This window comes from Limnobacter sp. SAORIC-690 (assembly GCF_002954425.1).
Taxonomy (GTDB): Bacteria; Pseudomonadota; Gammaproteobacteria; order Burkholderiales; family Burkholderiaceae_B; genus Limnobacter; species Limnobacter profundi.
Genome location: NZ_MQVZ01000001.1, coordinates 562,286 through 577,097 on the forward strand (window position 1 = coordinate 562,286; position 14,812 = coordinate 577,097).

A 14,812-nucleotide genomic window follows, 5' to 3' on the forward strand; every position below is an offset into this window, starting at 1 on the left:
CAGGCCCAAGCAGCATGTTGAAGAACCCCGCCACCAAATATCGTCCCGCTTACAAAGTGGACCTGCCCGACAGAACATGGCCCAACAAGGCCATCGAGAATGCGCCAATCTGGTTAAGCACCGATTTGCGCGACGGCAACCAAGCGATTTTTGAACCCATGAGTGTGGCCACCAAACTGGACTTCTTCAAGGAATTGGTGCGCATCGGCTTCAAGGAAATCGAGGTGGGCTTTCCGGCTGCTCCCAAATCGACTTCGACGTGGTTCGGCATTTGATCAACAACAATTTGATTCCGAACGACGTCACCCCCATGGTCATGACCCAGGCTCGTGACGATCTTATCGAGCGAACAGTGGAATCGGTGATTGGTGCCAAAAGCGCCATCATCCACATCTACAACTCCACCGCACCCGTGTGGAGAAATACGGTGTTCCGCATGACTGTGCCTGAAGTGATCGACATGGTGAAAAAGCGCGTGCAAAAAGTGAAAGAACTCACTGATGCACACCCTGAAACCCAGTGGGTTTTGCAGTACTCGCCCGAGTGTTTCAACATGACTGAACTGGATGTGGCTTTGCAGGCTTGCAACACCGCGATTGAAGCGTGGGAAGCCGGGCCGAATCGCAAGATCATCATCAACCTGCCCACCACGGTGGAATGGAGCACACCGAATGTGTTTGCCGATCAAATTGAGTGGATGAACAGGCGCCTGAATCGTCGCGAGCATGTGGTGCTTTCCGTGCACCCCCACAATGACCGCGGCACAGGCGTGGCCACCGCCGAACTGGCCATGATGGCTGGTGCGCAACGTGTTGAAGGTTGCCTGTTCGGCAATGGTGAGCGCTGTGGCAACGTCGACATCGTGACTTTGGCCTTGAACATGTACACCCAAGGTGTGCACCCGAACCTTGATTTTTCTGACATCAATGCCGTGGCCCGTGTGGTGGAAAGCTGTACACAACTTCCCATTCACCCCCGCCATCCGTATGTGGGCGATTTGGTGTACACCGCGTTTTCCGGTTCGCACCAGGATGCCATCAAAAAGGGGTTCGATATTCAAAAGCCCGATGCCATTTGGGAGGTACCCTACCTGCCAATCGACCCGGTGGATGTGGGCCGCACCTACGACAGCGTGATTCGTGTCAACAGTCAGTCTGGCAAAGGCGGCATTGCCTACATTCTGGAACGTGAACATGGCGTGGTCATGCCACGCCGCATGCAAGTGGAATTCTCAAGCGTGGTGCAAAAGGTCAGCGACAGCACCGCTGCGGAAATGACGTCGCCTGCCCTGTGGACTCTTTTCGAGCAGACCTATTTGCAAAACGACGACAGCCAGCCGCGCTACATCAGCCACAAAGTGTTTGATGCCGAAGGCGGCCAAGGCATTGAGATTACCGTACAGCAACACGGCGAAATTGTGCGCCTTGAAGGCGTGGGCAATGGCCCGCTGGATGCCGCGGTGCAAGCCCTTGGTGTGCCCATGGATATAGTTGGCTTCGAGGAGCGCAGTGTAGGCCAAGGCGCAAAATCAAAGGCCATGGCGATTATTGAAGTGAGCGTACCCAACATGCCCGGCAGCAAGTTTGGTGTGGGCTTTCACGACAACATCACCACTGCCAGTTTGATGGCGCTGGTGAGTGCATGGCGACGGGTGGTGATGCCAATCCTAGTCGAAATTCGTTGAATCGAGGTCAAGTTAATTGACCTTCTCGACAATTCGAAGCCAGAACGAATACACTCGCGGTTTACCTTGAATAAAGACTAGGCGGCGACCTGATGAGACGATTTTTAAACAAATGGCTGTACAAAAAAGGCTATGAGATTCAAAAGATAGGCAAAACTCCCCATTTACTAGAACAACTTATTAACAAAAAAGGTCCTTTGACCTTCCTTCAAATTGGTGCGAACGACGGCATCAGCTTTGATAATCTATATCCAATCGTCACGAAGTATCGGTGCAAAGGTGTAGTAGTCGAACCTCTGCCGGACATGTTTGAGCGACTTAGTTTGAACTTCAAGCACCACAAGCAAATCAAGCCAGTGAGAATGGCAGTACACCCAACTGCAACCACAGCCGAAATTTATCGCGTATCAAAGGATCGCGTAGACCAATACGATGATTGGTGCTCAGGTATCGCCTCTTTTAGCAAAGATCACTTACTCAAACACAATGTAAAAGAGGAAGATATTGAGGCGGAAATTGTTCCCTGCCAGCCACTAATGAGCTTAATAGCGGAGCAAGAGCTTGTTTCAGTGGACTACCTACAAGTCGACACTGAAGGATTTGATCATGAAATTCTCAAAATGCTCGATCTTGAACGTATCAAACCCTTAATCATAAAATTTGAAAAAGTACATACCCCTGCTTCAGAATTCAAGAAGATACGAGAGAAACTCGAAACTCACGGATATCGAATCATTGACGATACCCGTGACGCAATTGCCGTTTTAGAATCGTGAATACCCCCATCAAGCTGATCGTTGGCCTTGGCAACCCTGGCCCGCAGTATGCAGACACACGCCACAACGCGGGCGTTTGGTATCTGGAGGCGCTTGCGCGCAAGCACAACGTATTTTTACAAAGCGACAAGCGTTTCTTTGGCGACCTGGCGCGCATTAAATTTGCAGGTGAAGACGTGTGGTTGCTGTTTCCCACCACGTTCATGAACCGCTCCGGGCAGGCCGTTGGTGCTCTGGCCAAGTTCTTCAAAATCAAGCCTGAAGAAATTCTGGTCGCGCACGATGAACTCGATTTGCTGCCTGGCCAAATCAAGATGAAAAAAGGTGGTGGCCATGCTGGCCACAATGGCTTGAAAGATATTCACGCCCACATGGGCAGCAATGATTTCTGGCGTGCACGCATTGGCATTGGCCACCCTCGCAGCCTGAACCTGCAACAGGGGGTGGCGGACTTTGTATTGCACCGCCCAAGCAACGAGCAACAGCAAATCATCGACAAGTCAATCGATGTGCTGCTGAAACACACCGAGTTAATATTGAAGGGACAAATTGGCCAGGCCACCACGCACATTCACACGGAGTGCGCATGAGAAGCAGCATACAGATTATTTTGGGCGATCGCGCCAAAGCGCACATTGCCAACAAGGGCCTAAAGCCGGAAGACATTTGCGCCATCCCCGCTGCCGCGGGTGGTCCGAAAGGTTTGATTTTGCAAGGGCTGGATCAGTATTTGTTCAACGACTGGCTGGGCGCAGCGCACTTGGAAAGCCGTGCCGCAAATGGTGTAAAACCATTGCAATTAATTGGTGCATCTATCGGTGCATGGCGCATGGCAGCGGCTGCCAGCAGCAACCCCGAAGCCACACTCAAGCGAGTTGCCCAACAATATGTGGAAGCGCAAAACTACGACAAAGGCGTGGACAGATTCGAGATTAGCCGTGTATGCAAAAACATGGTGCAGGCCGTGGTGGCCGATGAAGCACAGCATATGGTGAAACCTGCGGGCAAAGAATTGCTGGTGTGGGTGAATAAAGGCTTAACGCCACTGCACCATGCGCAACAGCAGCGCGCCCGCAAGCGTGGTTTTGCAAGCGCAGTGTTGGCCAACAGCGTAAACCGCAACCGCCTTTCCAGTTATTTCGAGCGTTGGGTATTCCAAAGCCCGGGAGCCCACACCGATTGGCTCAAGCAGCCCTTTGATCGTATTCCCACCAGAATCGAAGATCTGGATGCATTGAACATTCACGATGCCTTGTTGGCCAGCGGCAGTATTCCGTTTGTACTGAACCCGGTTCATAAAATTGCCCATGCCCTGCGCGAGGGCCACCCAGAAGTGAAACACCACGAGGGCCCATTCTGGGATGGCGGGTTGACCGATTATCACCTGGCCCTCCCCTATCACCGGCTGGATGGTTTGGTGCTGTACCCGCACTTCGCCCCCACGGTTACACCTGGCTGGCTGGACAAGTTTTTGAAAGTACGCAAAGCCAAACCCGAGTGGATGAGCAATATGATTTTGGTGTGCCCTTCGCCCGAGTTTGTGAAACGCCTGCCCGCGAAGAAAATTCCGGATCGCAGCGATTTCAAGCGTTACAAATTTGATCACCGTATTCGCATACCGCTGTGGCAGGCAGCAATTCGCGAAAGCGAACGCATGGCAGAAGACTTTTCAACGTGGCTTGCCAACGTGAATCGCTAGGCGCGGTACAATTCACCCCATTCAATTAAGCACTTAGCGAATTCTCATGACTCTCAAATGCGGCATCGTTGGCCTTCCCAACGTCGGTAAATCCACCCTGTTCAACGCACTCACCAAGGCTGGCATTGCTGCAGAAAATTACCCCTTCTGTACAATCGAACCCAATGTGGGCATGGTCGAGGTACCCGACGCTCGCTTGCAACAGTTGGCCGATATCGTGAAGCCCGAGCGTATTTTGCCCGCCACGGTTGAATTTGTGGACATTGCGGGCCTGGTGGCAGGCGCCTCGAAAGGCGAAGGGTTGGGCAACCAGTTTCTGGCTCACATTCGCGAAACCGATGCCATCGTGAACGTGGTTCGCTGTTTTGAAGACGACAACGTCATTCACGTCAATGGTCGGGTTGACCCGCTTTCCGACATTGAAACCATTGAAACCGAATTGTGTTTGGCTGACATGGGCACCGTTGAAAAGGCAGTGCACCGCTATGCCAAACAGGCACGTGCAAATGACAAAGAAGCAGCAAAAATTCTGGCCATTTTGCAGCGTTGTGAGGCGCAACTGAACGAAGCCAAACCCGTGCGCGCATTGGGCCTGGATGAAGAAGAACTGTTCGCCATCAAAAGCTTTGGCTTGATCACAGCAAAGCCGGCCATGTACGTTGCCAACGTGGCCGAGACTGGTTTCGAGAACAACCCGTTCCTTGAGCGTTTGCAGGAATACGCAGCCAAGCAGAATGCCCCGGTGGTTGCCGTGTGCGCCGCCATTGAAGCTGAAATAGCCGACCTGGAAGATGCCGACAAAATGGAATTCCTGGCCGACATGGGCATGACCGAGCCTGGCCTGAACCGAGTAATTCGTGCGGGCTTCAAATTGCTGGGCCTGCAAACCTACTTCACCGCAGGCCCAAAGGAAGTGCGTGCGTGGACTATTCACATTGGCGACACTGCACCCAAAGCCGCTGGCGTGATTCATACCGATTTTGAGCGCGGCTTTATTCGTGCCCAAACCATTGCGTTCGATGACTACATTCAGTTCAAGGGCGAAAACGGTGCCAAGGAAGCTGGAAAAATGCGCGCTGAAGGCAAAGAGTATGTGGTGAAAGACGGCGACGTGCTGAACTTCCTGTTCAATGTTTAAACAAGCTGCAAGCCTGGTTTAAAACAAAGGCCCTTCGGGGCCTTGTTTTTTGCTTGTCGTCTTTTTGTGCTACGGTAATGTCAGTATTCACTCGCTGCACCAACCATGTCCAAAGCCCTGAAGTGGTCAATTCTTGCCTTTGTGATCGTTCTTACCGGCGTTATTTTTTCTCATGGCGTTGTAGTGCCGCGCTTCATCTGGGAACCCAAGCTGAACAGTGTTCGCAATCAGTACCCCGACCAGCGAATTGATGTAAAACGCGTGGTGCTTGCGCTTTCCCTGAAACCGCAATTGATCATTTCTGAAATAGAAGTGGATGACCCCACCCGCAAGGAAAACCTTCAACTGGCCTTGATCAGGCTGGGCATGAACGCCTTCGAGTCGATCAAGCAAGGCCGAATTCAAGTTGAGTCAATAACAATCAAAGGCCTGGCTGCTCGGGCCGAGAAAGAAGCCGACTGCAGCCAACCCAGTTTGAGTTGTACACCATTGCTGCCAGTGGCGCTGGCTGCACGGGCCTGGCAAAGCACGCAAGTGGCCAACCCCGGGTTTTTTACACCCGAACTTGCTTTGAATTCACTGGAACTTGAACAGGCACAGTTCACGGTGAACAACACTGAAGCCCAACAAGAGCTGAGCGGCAAACTGGAGCAGTTCAAGTTTAAAGTGGGCAACAACACTCCAGACAATCAGTTCAACCTGGGTTGGCGCCTGGGTATTAAAACCCCGCAGGAAAACAAGCAACTGTACATCGCCATGAATGCGCAAACCGAGGCTGGCCCCATGCGCGAAGTTTCACTCAAACAATTGAAAGTAGACATTGACGGCCAATGGAACGGTTTTCCGTGGACCGGCACTGCCGAGCAAGACCTGCTGGTGTTGCGCCTTGCGCAGGCCAACAACGGTGAAGGTGCGCCTTTTATCAAGTTGCATGGTGAAAACCTTCGTACCTATGTGCGTCGAGATGACTTGCCTGAAACACACCAGGCCGCATTTTCTGCCCAACAATTTGAGGGTGGCCTGCCCGCGCAAAACTGGACCCTGAACAAAGCCGAATGGACCTACACCCACGAGGAGGCCCAAGCCTGGACCTTCAACATGAACTACATGGCATCGGAGGGTTTGCTTGAATTACAACCCGAAACCATAAAAGGCAGCGAAGGCATTCCCGCTGAAGCACAGGTGCGTGAATTGAATTGCGATGCGGCTGAAACTGCCATACGCGAAGACAAGCCTTACTGGGCCTGGCAAGAAGGCTGGTTCAGGGTACTGAACGAACACCCACTGGAAAAATCAAGCCTGGTGTTGTGCCCAGTATTGGCCAATAAACCCTAACCAGCAGCCATCGCCAAGTACTGTAAGGCCTTAATTTTGAGTGGTTTGGGTTTCTGCAATACGTCACGCTGAATGTCAAACACAACCGACTTCAATAAATCTGTTGTGTTCAGTTCGCTTTCACTCTCAAGACGTTGGAGCTCAACTTTCAGCTTTTCTGGCACTTTCATCGAAAGTCGCCTACGAGGAATCTTCACCGTATCGATCGTGTAACTCATCAATGAAAGCTTGTGGGCAGACAATAGCCTTTGAATTCCCTTGGGGTCGTGCGCCAAATCATGAATGTAGTAACACAAAAGGTCTTTACGAAAGTCTGGCGTCGAATCAGGCTCAACAGTGAATGCCGCCAAATCAAGCATATCGAGATAAATTGCCGGCAATCGAACTTCAATCGATCTCAGCGCTTTTCTTCGTGATTCTGAAATGGCGGGCGTTGATTGGGCTGGGATGGATACAACATGATCGCATTGGTCACACACACCCACCAAAATATCGTGTGCGAATCCTTTTTTGTCGCTGAACGGAACATCCCTTCGCTTAAAGGTTAGCGAAACCATTTTTCTACAATGATTGCAAATGGCTCGACTTTGATCTCCATCGATGAAAAGTTTCATATGTGTTCCTGAATTTATTTATGAACGCTGATAAACCAGGCATCAGGGTCCACAAAATAAAACTTGATGTACCAATTTTTAACTTTAATCACATGCACCGTGATCTCCTTGACCACATGGTGAGGCGATTCCGTGTGCATACTTCCATCGCTACTGGCAATCAGTGTCGCGACTTCGATCGCCGAAACCTTACCGAGAGCAAGCAAATTCTTCACATCAATATCGCCACGAGACTCATGCTGATAATTTCCGTTCCGTAGCGCACGCAAGATTTCTTTTTTTGCTGATCTATAACCCACAGGCACGCTTAATGTACGACATATTTCGTACAAAGTCCAATTCAATAAAGGGTGAATTATAGAAAAAAGGAATTAAGCTGCAGGAACCTTGTTTGAAGAAACTGAATGCAGGGTTGCTTCTGGAATGAACTGTCAACAACCTTCGGTTGGGGCTGGTTTGGATGCCACCGCAGAATCACCTTCCGCAGAACCAGCAGGTAAATAGGGTGTTTTGTCAGGGTGCAGTTTGAAAAACTTGCCCAGCAATTGCTGCCGGGTGTCGGGGTGGGCCGGGTCTTTGGGAATGCATTCAACCGGGCACACCACCACGCATTGTGGCTCGTCGAAATGCCCCACGCACTCGGTGCACTTGCCGGGGTCTATTTCATAAATTTCTTCACCCATGCTGATCGCGCCGTTCGGGCACTCGGGCTCGCACACGTCGCAATTGATGCACTCATCGGTGATGATTAAAGCCATATGTTCACTTTACTTGTTGATCACCTGCGGCGGGGTCAGCCCCAGCTTCTGGTTCAACCAATGTTCAACCGACGGAAACACAAACTTGCTGACATCGCCGCCCAGTGAAGCAATTTCACGCACGATAGTGCCGGAAATAAACTGGTACTGGTCCGATGGCGTCAGGAACATGGTTTCTACATCGGGCAGCAAATAGCGGTTCATGCCCGCCATTTGAAATTCGTACTCAAAATCGCTTACCGCACGCAAGCCGCGAATAATCACATTGGCGTTGTTGTCGCGCACAAAGTCTTTCAGCAAGCCGCGAAAACCCTTCACTTCGACATTGGGATAGTGGCTTAGCACTTCACGTGCAATTTGCACACGCTCGTCCATTGAAAAGAAAGGCTTCTTGTTGGGGCTGTCGGCCACACCAACCACCAGTTTGTCGAATATTTTTGCGCCGCGGCGCACCAAATCTTCATGACCACGGGTTAACGGGTCAAATGTTCCGGGATATACAGCAATGCGCATCGCTGATCTCCATATCAAAGGGTTTTATTCGCGTGATACTGCTCTATCCCCGCTTTGTATCACACAGCAGGCAGGGCAAACAAATGGGCATGCACTTGGCCTGCTTTTAAATGTCGCAAAGCATCAATTTCTTGAACATTCAACGCCTTGCACAGCACGGCCTCGTCAGCAAGCAGGTTTTCATGCCATTCGGCATACACCAGCCCCTCTGGTTTCAACACTGCTTTGATCAGCGGCAGGGTGGCCAGCATCAAATCGCTTCGAAAAGGGGGGTCTAGCGCCACCAGGTCGAATTGCTTGCCCCCACTGGCCAAGCGTTTCAGGCAAGTGAGCACGTCACTGGATTCAATTTGAATGGAAGGCGGGCTGCCCTCTGCGGCGAGCCATTTCGACAACAGGTAGGCTTTGTTCTGCTGCAACTGGGCGACCACTTGGCGGTTTTGCTCCACCAGTACCACCTGGCTTGCCCCGCGCGAGGCCGCCTCAAACCCCAAAGCACCCGTGCCTGCATACAAGTCGAGCACTTGCATGCCAGTGCAGTCTTGCCCCAACCAGTTAAACACGGTTTCACGCACCCGGTCGGGCGTTGGCCTTAGGCCCTCGACCGGCGCAATCGGCAGCAGGTGTCGGCGCCACACCCCGCCGATGATTCGTAACTTATTCAACGTGCTTACTCAGCCTTCTCACTCAGCCTTCTCACTCAGCCTTCTCACTCAACTTTTCCGCCCACCACCACGGTCACCAACTTGTCCGCTTTCACATGCTTGGCAAAGGCCTCGCGCGCGCTTTGAACAGTGACCTTTTCAATCTCGGCGGTCCAGTTGTCCAGGTAATCGAGAGGCATGTTGTGCAAGCCCATCATGGAGATATTGCCCAGCAACTTTCCATTGCTGTCGATTCGCAAGGGAAAGCCACCAATCAGGTTTTGTTTGGCTGCGTTCAGTTCTGCTTGTGTGGGGCCCTTCTCGATAAAATCCAGAATGGTTTTCCGCATAATTTGCACAGCTTGTGCAGTGGACTCTTTCTTGGTTTGCACGCCTGCCTGGAATGGGCCTGCATCGCCTGCTGGCATGAAGTAAGAATAGGCGCTATACGCCAAGCCACGCTTCTCACGAATTTCGTTCATCAAACGCGACACAAAACCACCGCCACCCAACACATGGTTGGCCACCAGCAAATCAAAGTAATCCGGTGCGCCACGGCGCATGGCGGGCAAGCCCATCAAAATATGGCTTTGGGCAGCCGGGTGGTCAATTTGAATGGTCTGGCCTTTCATGGCCGCCTGTAATTCTTGATAGTCGGCACCTCCCAAGGCGTTGCCTTGTAGCTCACCTTTGGGCAAGCCAGCGGTCAACTCATTGGCAAGTTTCTCAGCTTGTGCGCGGGTAATATTGCCCACCAGCGAAACCACCGCCTTGTTACCCAGGTAACGGGTTTTGTAAAACTGCTCCACATCGGCCAGGGTAATCGCCTTCAGGCTGGCTTCCGTGGTGTGCGTGCCGTATGGGTGATTCGGGTAAAGCGCTGTGGCAAATGCCCGGTCAGCCAAGGTGTCGGGCTTGGTCAAAGCCTCTTTCAGTCCAGCCACACTGCGTGCGGTTTCACGCGCCAGAATGTCGGCATTGAACACCGGCTTTTGCAGCACGGTTTTCATCAAGGAAATTGCTTTTGAGAACTCAGGCTCGGAGGTCAGTGTGCGCAATTGCACCCCGGCAGAATCGCTGCTGGCACCGCCGGAAAACTGTGCACCCGTGTCGGCAAAACCGTCTGCAATGTCATTCTCGGAAAGGCCTTCTGCACCACGACCAATCATGTCGCCGGTGGCGCTGGCCAGGCCTTCTTTGCCTTTGGGGTCAGCGCGGCTGCCCGCGGGGAAGTCCACCCGCACATCCAGCATGGGCAGCGCTTCAGCGCGCATGAACATCACTTTCGCACCACTGGCCGCAGTCCAGCTTTCAATCGGCAATGCGGCATTGGCAGGCGCTGCAAATACTGCTGCTGCGGTGGCACCCGCGGCAAACAAGCCGCGAATGAATACTTTGTTCTTGCTACTCAACATGGTTGTAAATCCCTGCATAACTTGTTGGTGCTCAATGAGTCAAACCCTTGGGCGGCGCGTCTTTCTTGTTCGGGTCGATCGGCAAGGGGAACAAGGTGCCCACGGTCAGCTGGTCTTGATCAAAGAATTTCTGCGCGGCGTACTGCACTTCCTTCGCAGTCACGGTTTTGATCTGCTCGATCATTCGGTCAATGTCGCCCACCTCAAAACCAATGGTCAGGTTCTGGCCAATTTCCACCGCCTGCCCGTACACGGAGTCGCGTTTGTACACCTGGCTGGCAATCAACTGCGCTTTCACGCGGGCCAGTTCTGCTTCGCTTACACCTTCATCAGCCACTTTCTTCACCTGGGCCAGTAAAGCCTTTTCCAACGCCTCTACGGTTTGGCCGGCGGCTGGCGAACCGTCCAGATAAAACAGCGAGGGGCCACGGCCTGTCATGTCGTAACTGGCACCCACCTGCAAAGCCACTTTCTGGTTTTGGACCAATTCGCGATTCAAACGCGCACCGGAATAACCATCCAGCACAGCACTCAACACGGCCAGTGAATACGCATCACGGTCTTTCAGCACATCAGTTAACTTGGGTACTTTAAAACCCATGATCAAATACGGGTTCTCGGCTGGTGCCTTCACTTGTACACGGCGTATTCCCTCTTGCTTGGGCTCTTCCTGCGGCTTACGCTCTTCCAGCTTCTTGGGTTTGACCTTGCCATAGGTTTTTTCAGCCATGGCTTTTACCTGCGCGGGTTGCACATCGCCCACCACCACCAGTACTGCATTCTGGGGTGTGTACCATGTGTCATACCATTTGCGTGCGTCCTTGTACGTCATGGCTTCAAGGTCGCTCATCCAGCCAATTACCGGTGTGCGCGTGGGGTTGGCCTGAAAAGCCGTGGCCATGAATGCCTCGTAAAGCTTGCCTGTGGCCTGGTCGTCGGTGCGGTAACGGCGTTCTTCCATCACCACCTTGATTTCTTTCTCAAACTCGCTTTCGCTGAGAATAAGATTGGCCATGCGGTCAGCTTCAAGCGCCATCACTTTGCTCAAGTCTTTGGCCTGAAGCTGCTGAAAATAAGCGGTGTAGTCACGGCTGGTGAACGCATTGTCGCGCCCACCCAGGGCCGCCACAGTTTCGGAAAACTCGCCCACTTTCAGGGTTTTGGTTTCTTTGAACATCATGTGCTCAAGCACGTGGGCCACACCGGTGGTGCCGTTGTACTCGTCCATCGAACCGGCCTTGTACCACACCATGTGCGCCACGGTGGGCGAACGGTGGTCTTCCTTCACCACCACACGCAAGCCGTTGTTCAGTTTGTATTCAGTCACATCGCCATCAGCGGCATTCGCCGCGTTGACCATCAGCAATTGAGCACTTGCAATCAGCAAAACGCCAGCAGCCAGTGCCGCCCAACGCCGATTCAGTTGAAAACCTGTTTTTATCATTCAAGACACCTTTTACAGCAAACGTCCGTTTTAACCTCAATGGTAGAATAAGTCATTCAACATCTCGCTGTCTGACAGTCGTTCACACCGCTTAGTTTCCTCAATTGGAGTTTTACATGCAGATTCCTGGGCAGAGACAGGACTGGCTTGGTCGTTTGAAATCGGGTTTGACCAAAACCCGTTCCGGCCTTACCTCCATGTTCACCGGCGAAAAGGTCGATGAAGCCTTTTTCGAAGAAATGGAAGAACGCCTGCTGCTGGCCGATTGCGGCTTGCCCGCCACCGAACTGCTGATGCAGAAAGTGCGCGACACGGTGTACCAGAAAGGCCTCACCCGGCCCGAAGACGTGCGCCTGGTGCTGCGCGATTCAGTGTTCGATTTGCTGCGCCCCCTGGAAACCAGCATGGGCGTAGACCGTGCCCGCCCATTGGTCATGATGGTGGTGGGTGTAAACGGCGCAGGCAAAACTACCAGCATCGGCAAACTGGCCAACCACTATGCTGAAATTGGTTATTCCGTTCTGTTGGCCGCTGGCGACACGTTTCGTGCAGCAGCCCGAGAACAACTGGATGTGTGGGCCCAACGCAGCAATGTCGATGTCATTTCTGCCGAGGGCAGCGACCCCGGCGCAGTGGCATTCGACTCAGTACAGGCCGGTATTTCACGAAACAAACACATCGTGATTTGCGACACCGCAGGCCGCCTGCCCACGCAGCTTCACCTCATGGAAGAGCTGAAAAAAATCAAGAAAGTACTGGGCAAAGCCAAGGTGGACGCACCCCACGAAATTGTGCTGGTGGTGGATGCCACCAATGGTCAAAACGCCTTGCAACAAATCAAGGCATTCAACGATGCACTTACACTGACCGCGCTGGTGGTCACCAAACTGGACGGCACGGCCAAAGGCGGAATCCTGGCAGCCATGAGCATGAGCACCCGCGTGCCAGTTGCCTTTATTGGCGTGGGCGAGAAGCTGGGCGACCTGCGCCCTTTCAGCCCCCGGGAATTCGCCAACGCCTTGGTTGGCATCGACACTGACGGAAACCAAACCGCATGATCCAATTCAAAAACGTCACTTTGAAGTACGGCACCCACGCCGCCTTGAAGGGCGTGAATTTTCAGCTACCCAAAGGTTCATTCACACTGCTGGAAGGCCATTCCGGCGCGGGCAAAAGCTCTATATTGCGATTGCTGGCCACGTTTGAACAACCCAGCAGTGGCGACATTTTGGTGGGCAAAAGCTCCATAGCACGCCTGAACCGGCGAGAACGTGCGCACTACCGGCGCAATGTGGGCTACACAGGCATGGACGTTGAACTGCTGCACAACCGCAGCTGCTTTGACAACGTGGCCCTGCCCCTGCGCGTGGTGGGCTTGAGCGATACCGACATTCAAAGCCGCGTGAAGGCCGCGCTGGCCCGCGTGGGCTTAAGCCACACCGACCGCATGCTGCCCAGTGAATTGTCGGGCGGGCAACAACTGCGTTTGCAAATTGCACGCGCGGTTGTTAATCGGCCAGCCCTAGTACTGGCCGACGAACCCACCGCCCAGCTCGATGATGAATCGGCCGCGCGCGTGGTGGGCTTGCTGGAAGAATTCAACCGCGCGGGAGTCACCATTATTGTGGCCACCCACGAGGCACACCGTTTTAACCGAGTAACACATCGTTTGAAACTGGGCGAAGGCGCAGTGTTGCCAGCACCCGCCGATTTGTCGCACAACGGTGGCCGCGAGGCAGGCGTGCAAACTTTTTCCAAAGACTTTCTGAACAAGGCCTACGGGGCTTGATCCACTTTTAAGAGACAACACATGCGTTGGTTACGTTTGCAGTGGTTTTCAATTTCTGCCGGTTTAAAGCTGTGGCTTGATGAACCACTTGGTCACCTGTTCAACGCCCTGGTACTTGCCATTGCATTGGCCATGCCCTGGACGATTGCACAGGGGTTAAGCGCGATTGTGCCCAGCATGGACCGTTGGGTGGGCGACCCTGAAATCAGCTTGTACTTCAAACCGGATGCCACACTTGATTCCGTAAAAAGTGCAGCCGCACAACTGAAGCGCGATTTCGATTTGGACAGCGTGAATATCGTCACGCCCGAGCAGGCCATGGAACGTTTGCGCACGCAAAGCCAAACACCCGATTTGGCGCAAGCCTTGCCTGAAAACCCCCTGCCCTACACCGTGGTGGTGGTGCTTGAAGTGGACGCCACCACCGACACCCAAGCCATAGAAGCAAAAATTGCGCAGTGGCAAAACTTCACAGGCGTGGAACATGTTCAATACGACGCGCAGTGGGTTCGCCGCCTTCAATCGGTATTGAACGGCACACAAATTATTGCCATGGCACTGGCTGTGTTGATTGCAGGCATGGTGTTGGTGGTTACCTTCAATACCGTGCGCTTGCAGCTGATTCGCAACCAGGCTGAAGTGCATGTGTTGAAATCGCTGGGGGCCACCGACACCGAAGTGGGCCGCCCCACCCTGTGGTGGTCAGTCAGCCTGGCGCTGGTCGCCTTTGGTTTGGCTTATGCCGTGGTAAGCGGTGCCATGGGCCTGGCCGACGATGCCGCCGGCACCTTCATTCGTGAATTTGATCGCGACTTCCGCTTTGAGCAACCCAGCGGCATTACCGCGCTGGGGCTGATTCTGGTGTGGGTGGTGCTGGTCATGGTGGGCGCTTGGGCTTCTGTGAAAAGCACAGTGCTGCGCATTCATTGAAACTGGCAAAGATATCCCTAACCACCTATATCACGACAAAGTTATACTTTTAGCATCACAAAACACGACAAAA

14 protein-coding genes and 2 pseudogenes are annotated in these 14,812 nt (G+C 53.0%); 9 read left to right on the forward strand and 7 right to left on the reverse strand.

What is annotated here, in order from left to right; all coding sequences use genetic code 11:
- Positions 1 to 14 precede the first annotated feature (14 nt).
- The 6 genes and pseudogenes from leuA to BSZ31_RS02575 all read left to right on the forward strand — a co-directional run bounded on the left by leuA (position 15) and on the right by BSZ31_RS02575 (position 6,632).
- A pseudogene (gene leuA, locus BSZ31_RS02550) lies at positions 15 to 1,684 on the forward strand (2-isopropylmalate synthase).
- 92 nt (positions 1,685 to 1,776) lie between these two features.
- Positions 1,777 to 2,460: an FkbM family methyltransferase gene (locus tag BSZ31_RS02555; protein ID WP_105027411.1), complete on the forward strand. Its 684-nt coding sequence runs from the start codon at positions 1,777 to 1,779 to the stop codon at positions 2,458 to 2,460.
- The gene (pth, locus tag BSZ31_RS02560) at positions 2,457 to 3,050 is read left to right on the forward strand and encodes an aminoacyl-tRNA hydrolase (protein ID WP_105027412.1); all 594 of its coding nucleotides are present in this window, start codon (positions 2,457 to 2,459) and stop codon (positions 3,048 to 3,050) included. The genes BSZ31_RS02555 and pth overlap by 4 nt, the downstream gene beginning before the upstream one ends.
- The gene (locus BSZ31_RS02565; protein ID WP_105027413.1) at positions 3,047 to 4,159 is read left to right on the forward strand and encodes a patatin-like phospholipase family protein; all 1,113 of its coding nucleotides are present in this window, start codon (positions 3,047 to 3,049) and stop codon (positions 4,157 to 4,159) included. Before pth ends, BSZ31_RS02565 begins: the two co-directional genes overlap by 4 nt.
- 46 nt (positions 4,160 to 4,205) lie before the next feature.
- The gene (gene ychF / locus BSZ31_RS02570; RefSeq protein ID WP_105027414.1) at positions 4,206 to 5,297 is read left to right on the forward strand and encodes a redox-regulated ATPase YchF; all 1,092 of its coding nucleotides are present in this window, start codon (positions 4,206 to 4,208) and stop codon (positions 5,295 to 5,297) included.
- A 105-nt stretch (positions 5,298 to 5,402) separates the two neighbouring features.
- The gene (locus BSZ31_RS02575) at positions 5,403 to 6,632 is read left to right on the forward strand and encodes a hypothetical protein (RefSeq protein WP_105027415.1); all 1,230 of its coding nucleotides are present in this window, start codon (positions 5,403 to 5,405) and stop codon (positions 6,630 to 6,632) included.
- Here the strand turns inward: BSZ31_RS02575 and BSZ31_RS02580 are convergent.
- The 7 genes and pseudogenes from BSZ31_RS02580 to BSZ31_RS02610 form a co-directional block, all read right to left on the reverse strand.
- Positions 6,629 to 7,246, reverse strand: coding sequence for a hypothetical protein (locus tag BSZ31_RS02580; protein ID WP_146106561.1), 618 nt, complete (start codon positions 7,244 to 7,246; stop codon positions 6,629 to 6,631). The genes BSZ31_RS02575 and BSZ31_RS02580 overlap by 4 nt on opposite strands.
- A gap of 14 nt (positions 7,247 to 7,260) precedes the next feature.
- A complete protein-coding gene (locus tag BSZ31_RS02585) occupies positions 7,261 to 7,545 on the reverse strand; it encodes a hypothetical protein (RefSeq protein ID WP_240605626.1) in 285 nt (94 codons plus the stop codon).
- A gap of 231 nt (positions 7,546 to 7,776) precedes the next feature.
- Positions 7,777 to 8,004: pseudogene (locus tag BSZ31_RS02590) on the reverse strand (YfhL family 4Fe-4S dicluster ferredoxin); the annotation flags it as partial.
- 9 nt (positions 8,005 to 8,013) lie between these two features.
- On the reverse strand, positions 8,014 to 8,517 hold the full coding sequence (gene coaD, locus BSZ31_RS02595) for a pantetheine-phosphate adenylyltransferase (protein ID WP_105027419.1): 504 nt from the start codon (positions 8,515 to 8,517) through the stop codon (positions 8,014 to 8,016).
- Between the two features lie 59 nt (positions 8,518 to 8,576).
- Entirely contained in the window at positions 8,577 to 9,182 is a 606-nt protein-coding gene (rsmD, locus tag BSZ31_RS02600; RefSeq protein WP_105027420.1) for a 16S rRNA (guanine(966)-N(2))-methyltransferase RsmD, read from the reverse strand.
- A gap of 44 nt (positions 9,183 to 9,226) precedes the next feature.
- Complete coding sequence (locus tag BSZ31_RS02605) at positions 9,227 to 10,576, reverse strand: pitrilysin family protein (RefSeq protein WP_105029708.1); 1,350 nt, start codon at positions 10,574 to 10,576, stop codon at positions 9,227 to 9,229.
- Positions 10,577 to 10,607: 31 nt separating this feature from the next.
- Positions 10,608 to 12,020 carry a pitrilysin family protein gene (locus BSZ31_RS02610; RefSeq protein WP_105027421.1) on the reverse strand — a complete coding sequence of 471 codons (1,413 nt, stop codon included), beginning with the start codon at positions 12,018 to 12,020 and terminating at the stop codon, positions 10,608 to 10,610.
- Between the two features lie 116 nt (positions 12,021 to 12,136).
- Here BSZ31_RS02610 and ftsY point away from each other — a divergent pair, with 116 nt between their 5' ends.
- From ftsY to BSZ31_RS02625, 3 genes are read left to right on the forward strand one after another with little or no spacing between them, the layout of a single operon-like run.
- Positions 12,137 to 13,078 (forward strand): signal recognition particle-docking protein FtsY, encoded by a 942-nt coding sequence (gene ftsY / locus BSZ31_RS02615; RefSeq protein WP_105027422.1) that lies wholly within the window; start codon positions 12,137 to 12,139, stop codon positions 13,076 to 13,078.
- Positions 13,075 to 13,809 (forward strand): cell division ATP-binding protein FtsE, encoded by a 735-nt coding sequence (locus BSZ31_RS02620; protein WP_105027423.1) that lies wholly within the window; start codon positions 13,075 to 13,077, stop codon positions 13,807 to 13,809. The genes ftsY and BSZ31_RS02620 overlap by 4 nt, the downstream gene beginning before the upstream one ends.
- A 21-nt stretch (positions 13,810 to 13,830) precedes the next feature.
- Positions 13,831 to 14,739: an ABC transporter permease gene (locus tag BSZ31_RS02625; RefSeq protein ID WP_105027424.1), complete on the forward strand. Its 909-nt coding sequence runs from the start codon at positions 13,831 to 13,833 to the stop codon at positions 14,737 to 14,739.
- The last annotated feature ends 73 nt before the right edge of the window (positions 14,740 to 14,812 follow it).

Excerpts from the sequence above, each read along its gene's own strand:
- BSZ31_RS02555 (WP_105027411.1), top strand. The coding sequence starts at position 1,777 with ATGAGACGATTTTTAAACAAATGGCTGTACAAAAAAGGCTATGAGATT.
- BSZ31_RS02565 (WP_105027413.1), top strand. The coding sequence starts at position 3,047 with ATGAGAAGCAGCATACAGATTATTTTGGGCGATCGCGCCAAAGCGCAC.
- ychF (WP_105027414.1), top strand. The coding sequence starts at position 4,206 with ATGACTCTCAAATGCGGCATCGTTGGCCTTCCCAACGTCGGTAAATCC.
- BSZ31_RS02575 (WP_105027415.1), top strand. The coding sequence starts at position 5,403 with ATGTCCAAAGCCCTGAAGTGGTCAATTCTTGCCTTTGTGATCGTTCTT.
- BSZ31_RS02580 (WP_146106561.1), bottom strand. The coding sequence starts at position 7,246 with ATGAAACTTTTCATCGATGGAGATCAAAGTCGAGCCATTTGCAATCAT.
- coaD (WP_105027419.1), bottom strand. The coding sequence starts at position 8,517 with ATGCGCATTGCTGTATATCCCGGAACATTTGACCCGTTAACCCGTGGT.
- BSZ31_RS02605 (WP_105029708.1), bottom strand. The coding sequence starts at position 10,576 with ATGTTGAGTAGCAAGAACAAAGTATTCATTCGCGGCTTGTTTGCCGCG.
- BSZ31_RS02610 (WP_105027421.1), bottom strand. The coding sequence starts at position 12,020 with ATGATAAAAACAGGTTTTCAACTGAATCGGCGTTGGGCGGCACTGGCT.
- ftsY (WP_105027422.1), top strand. The coding sequence starts at position 12,137 with ATGCAGATTCCTGGGCAGAGACAGGACTGGCTTGGTCGTTTGAAATCG.
- BSZ31_RS02620 (WP_105027423.1), top strand. The coding sequence starts at position 13,075 with ATGATCCAATTCAAAAACGTCACTTTGAAGTACGGCACCCACGCCGCC.
- BSZ31_RS02625 (WP_105027424.1), top strand. The coding sequence starts at position 13,831 with ATGCGTTGGTTACGTTTGCAGTGGTTTTCAATTTCTGCCGGTTTAAAG.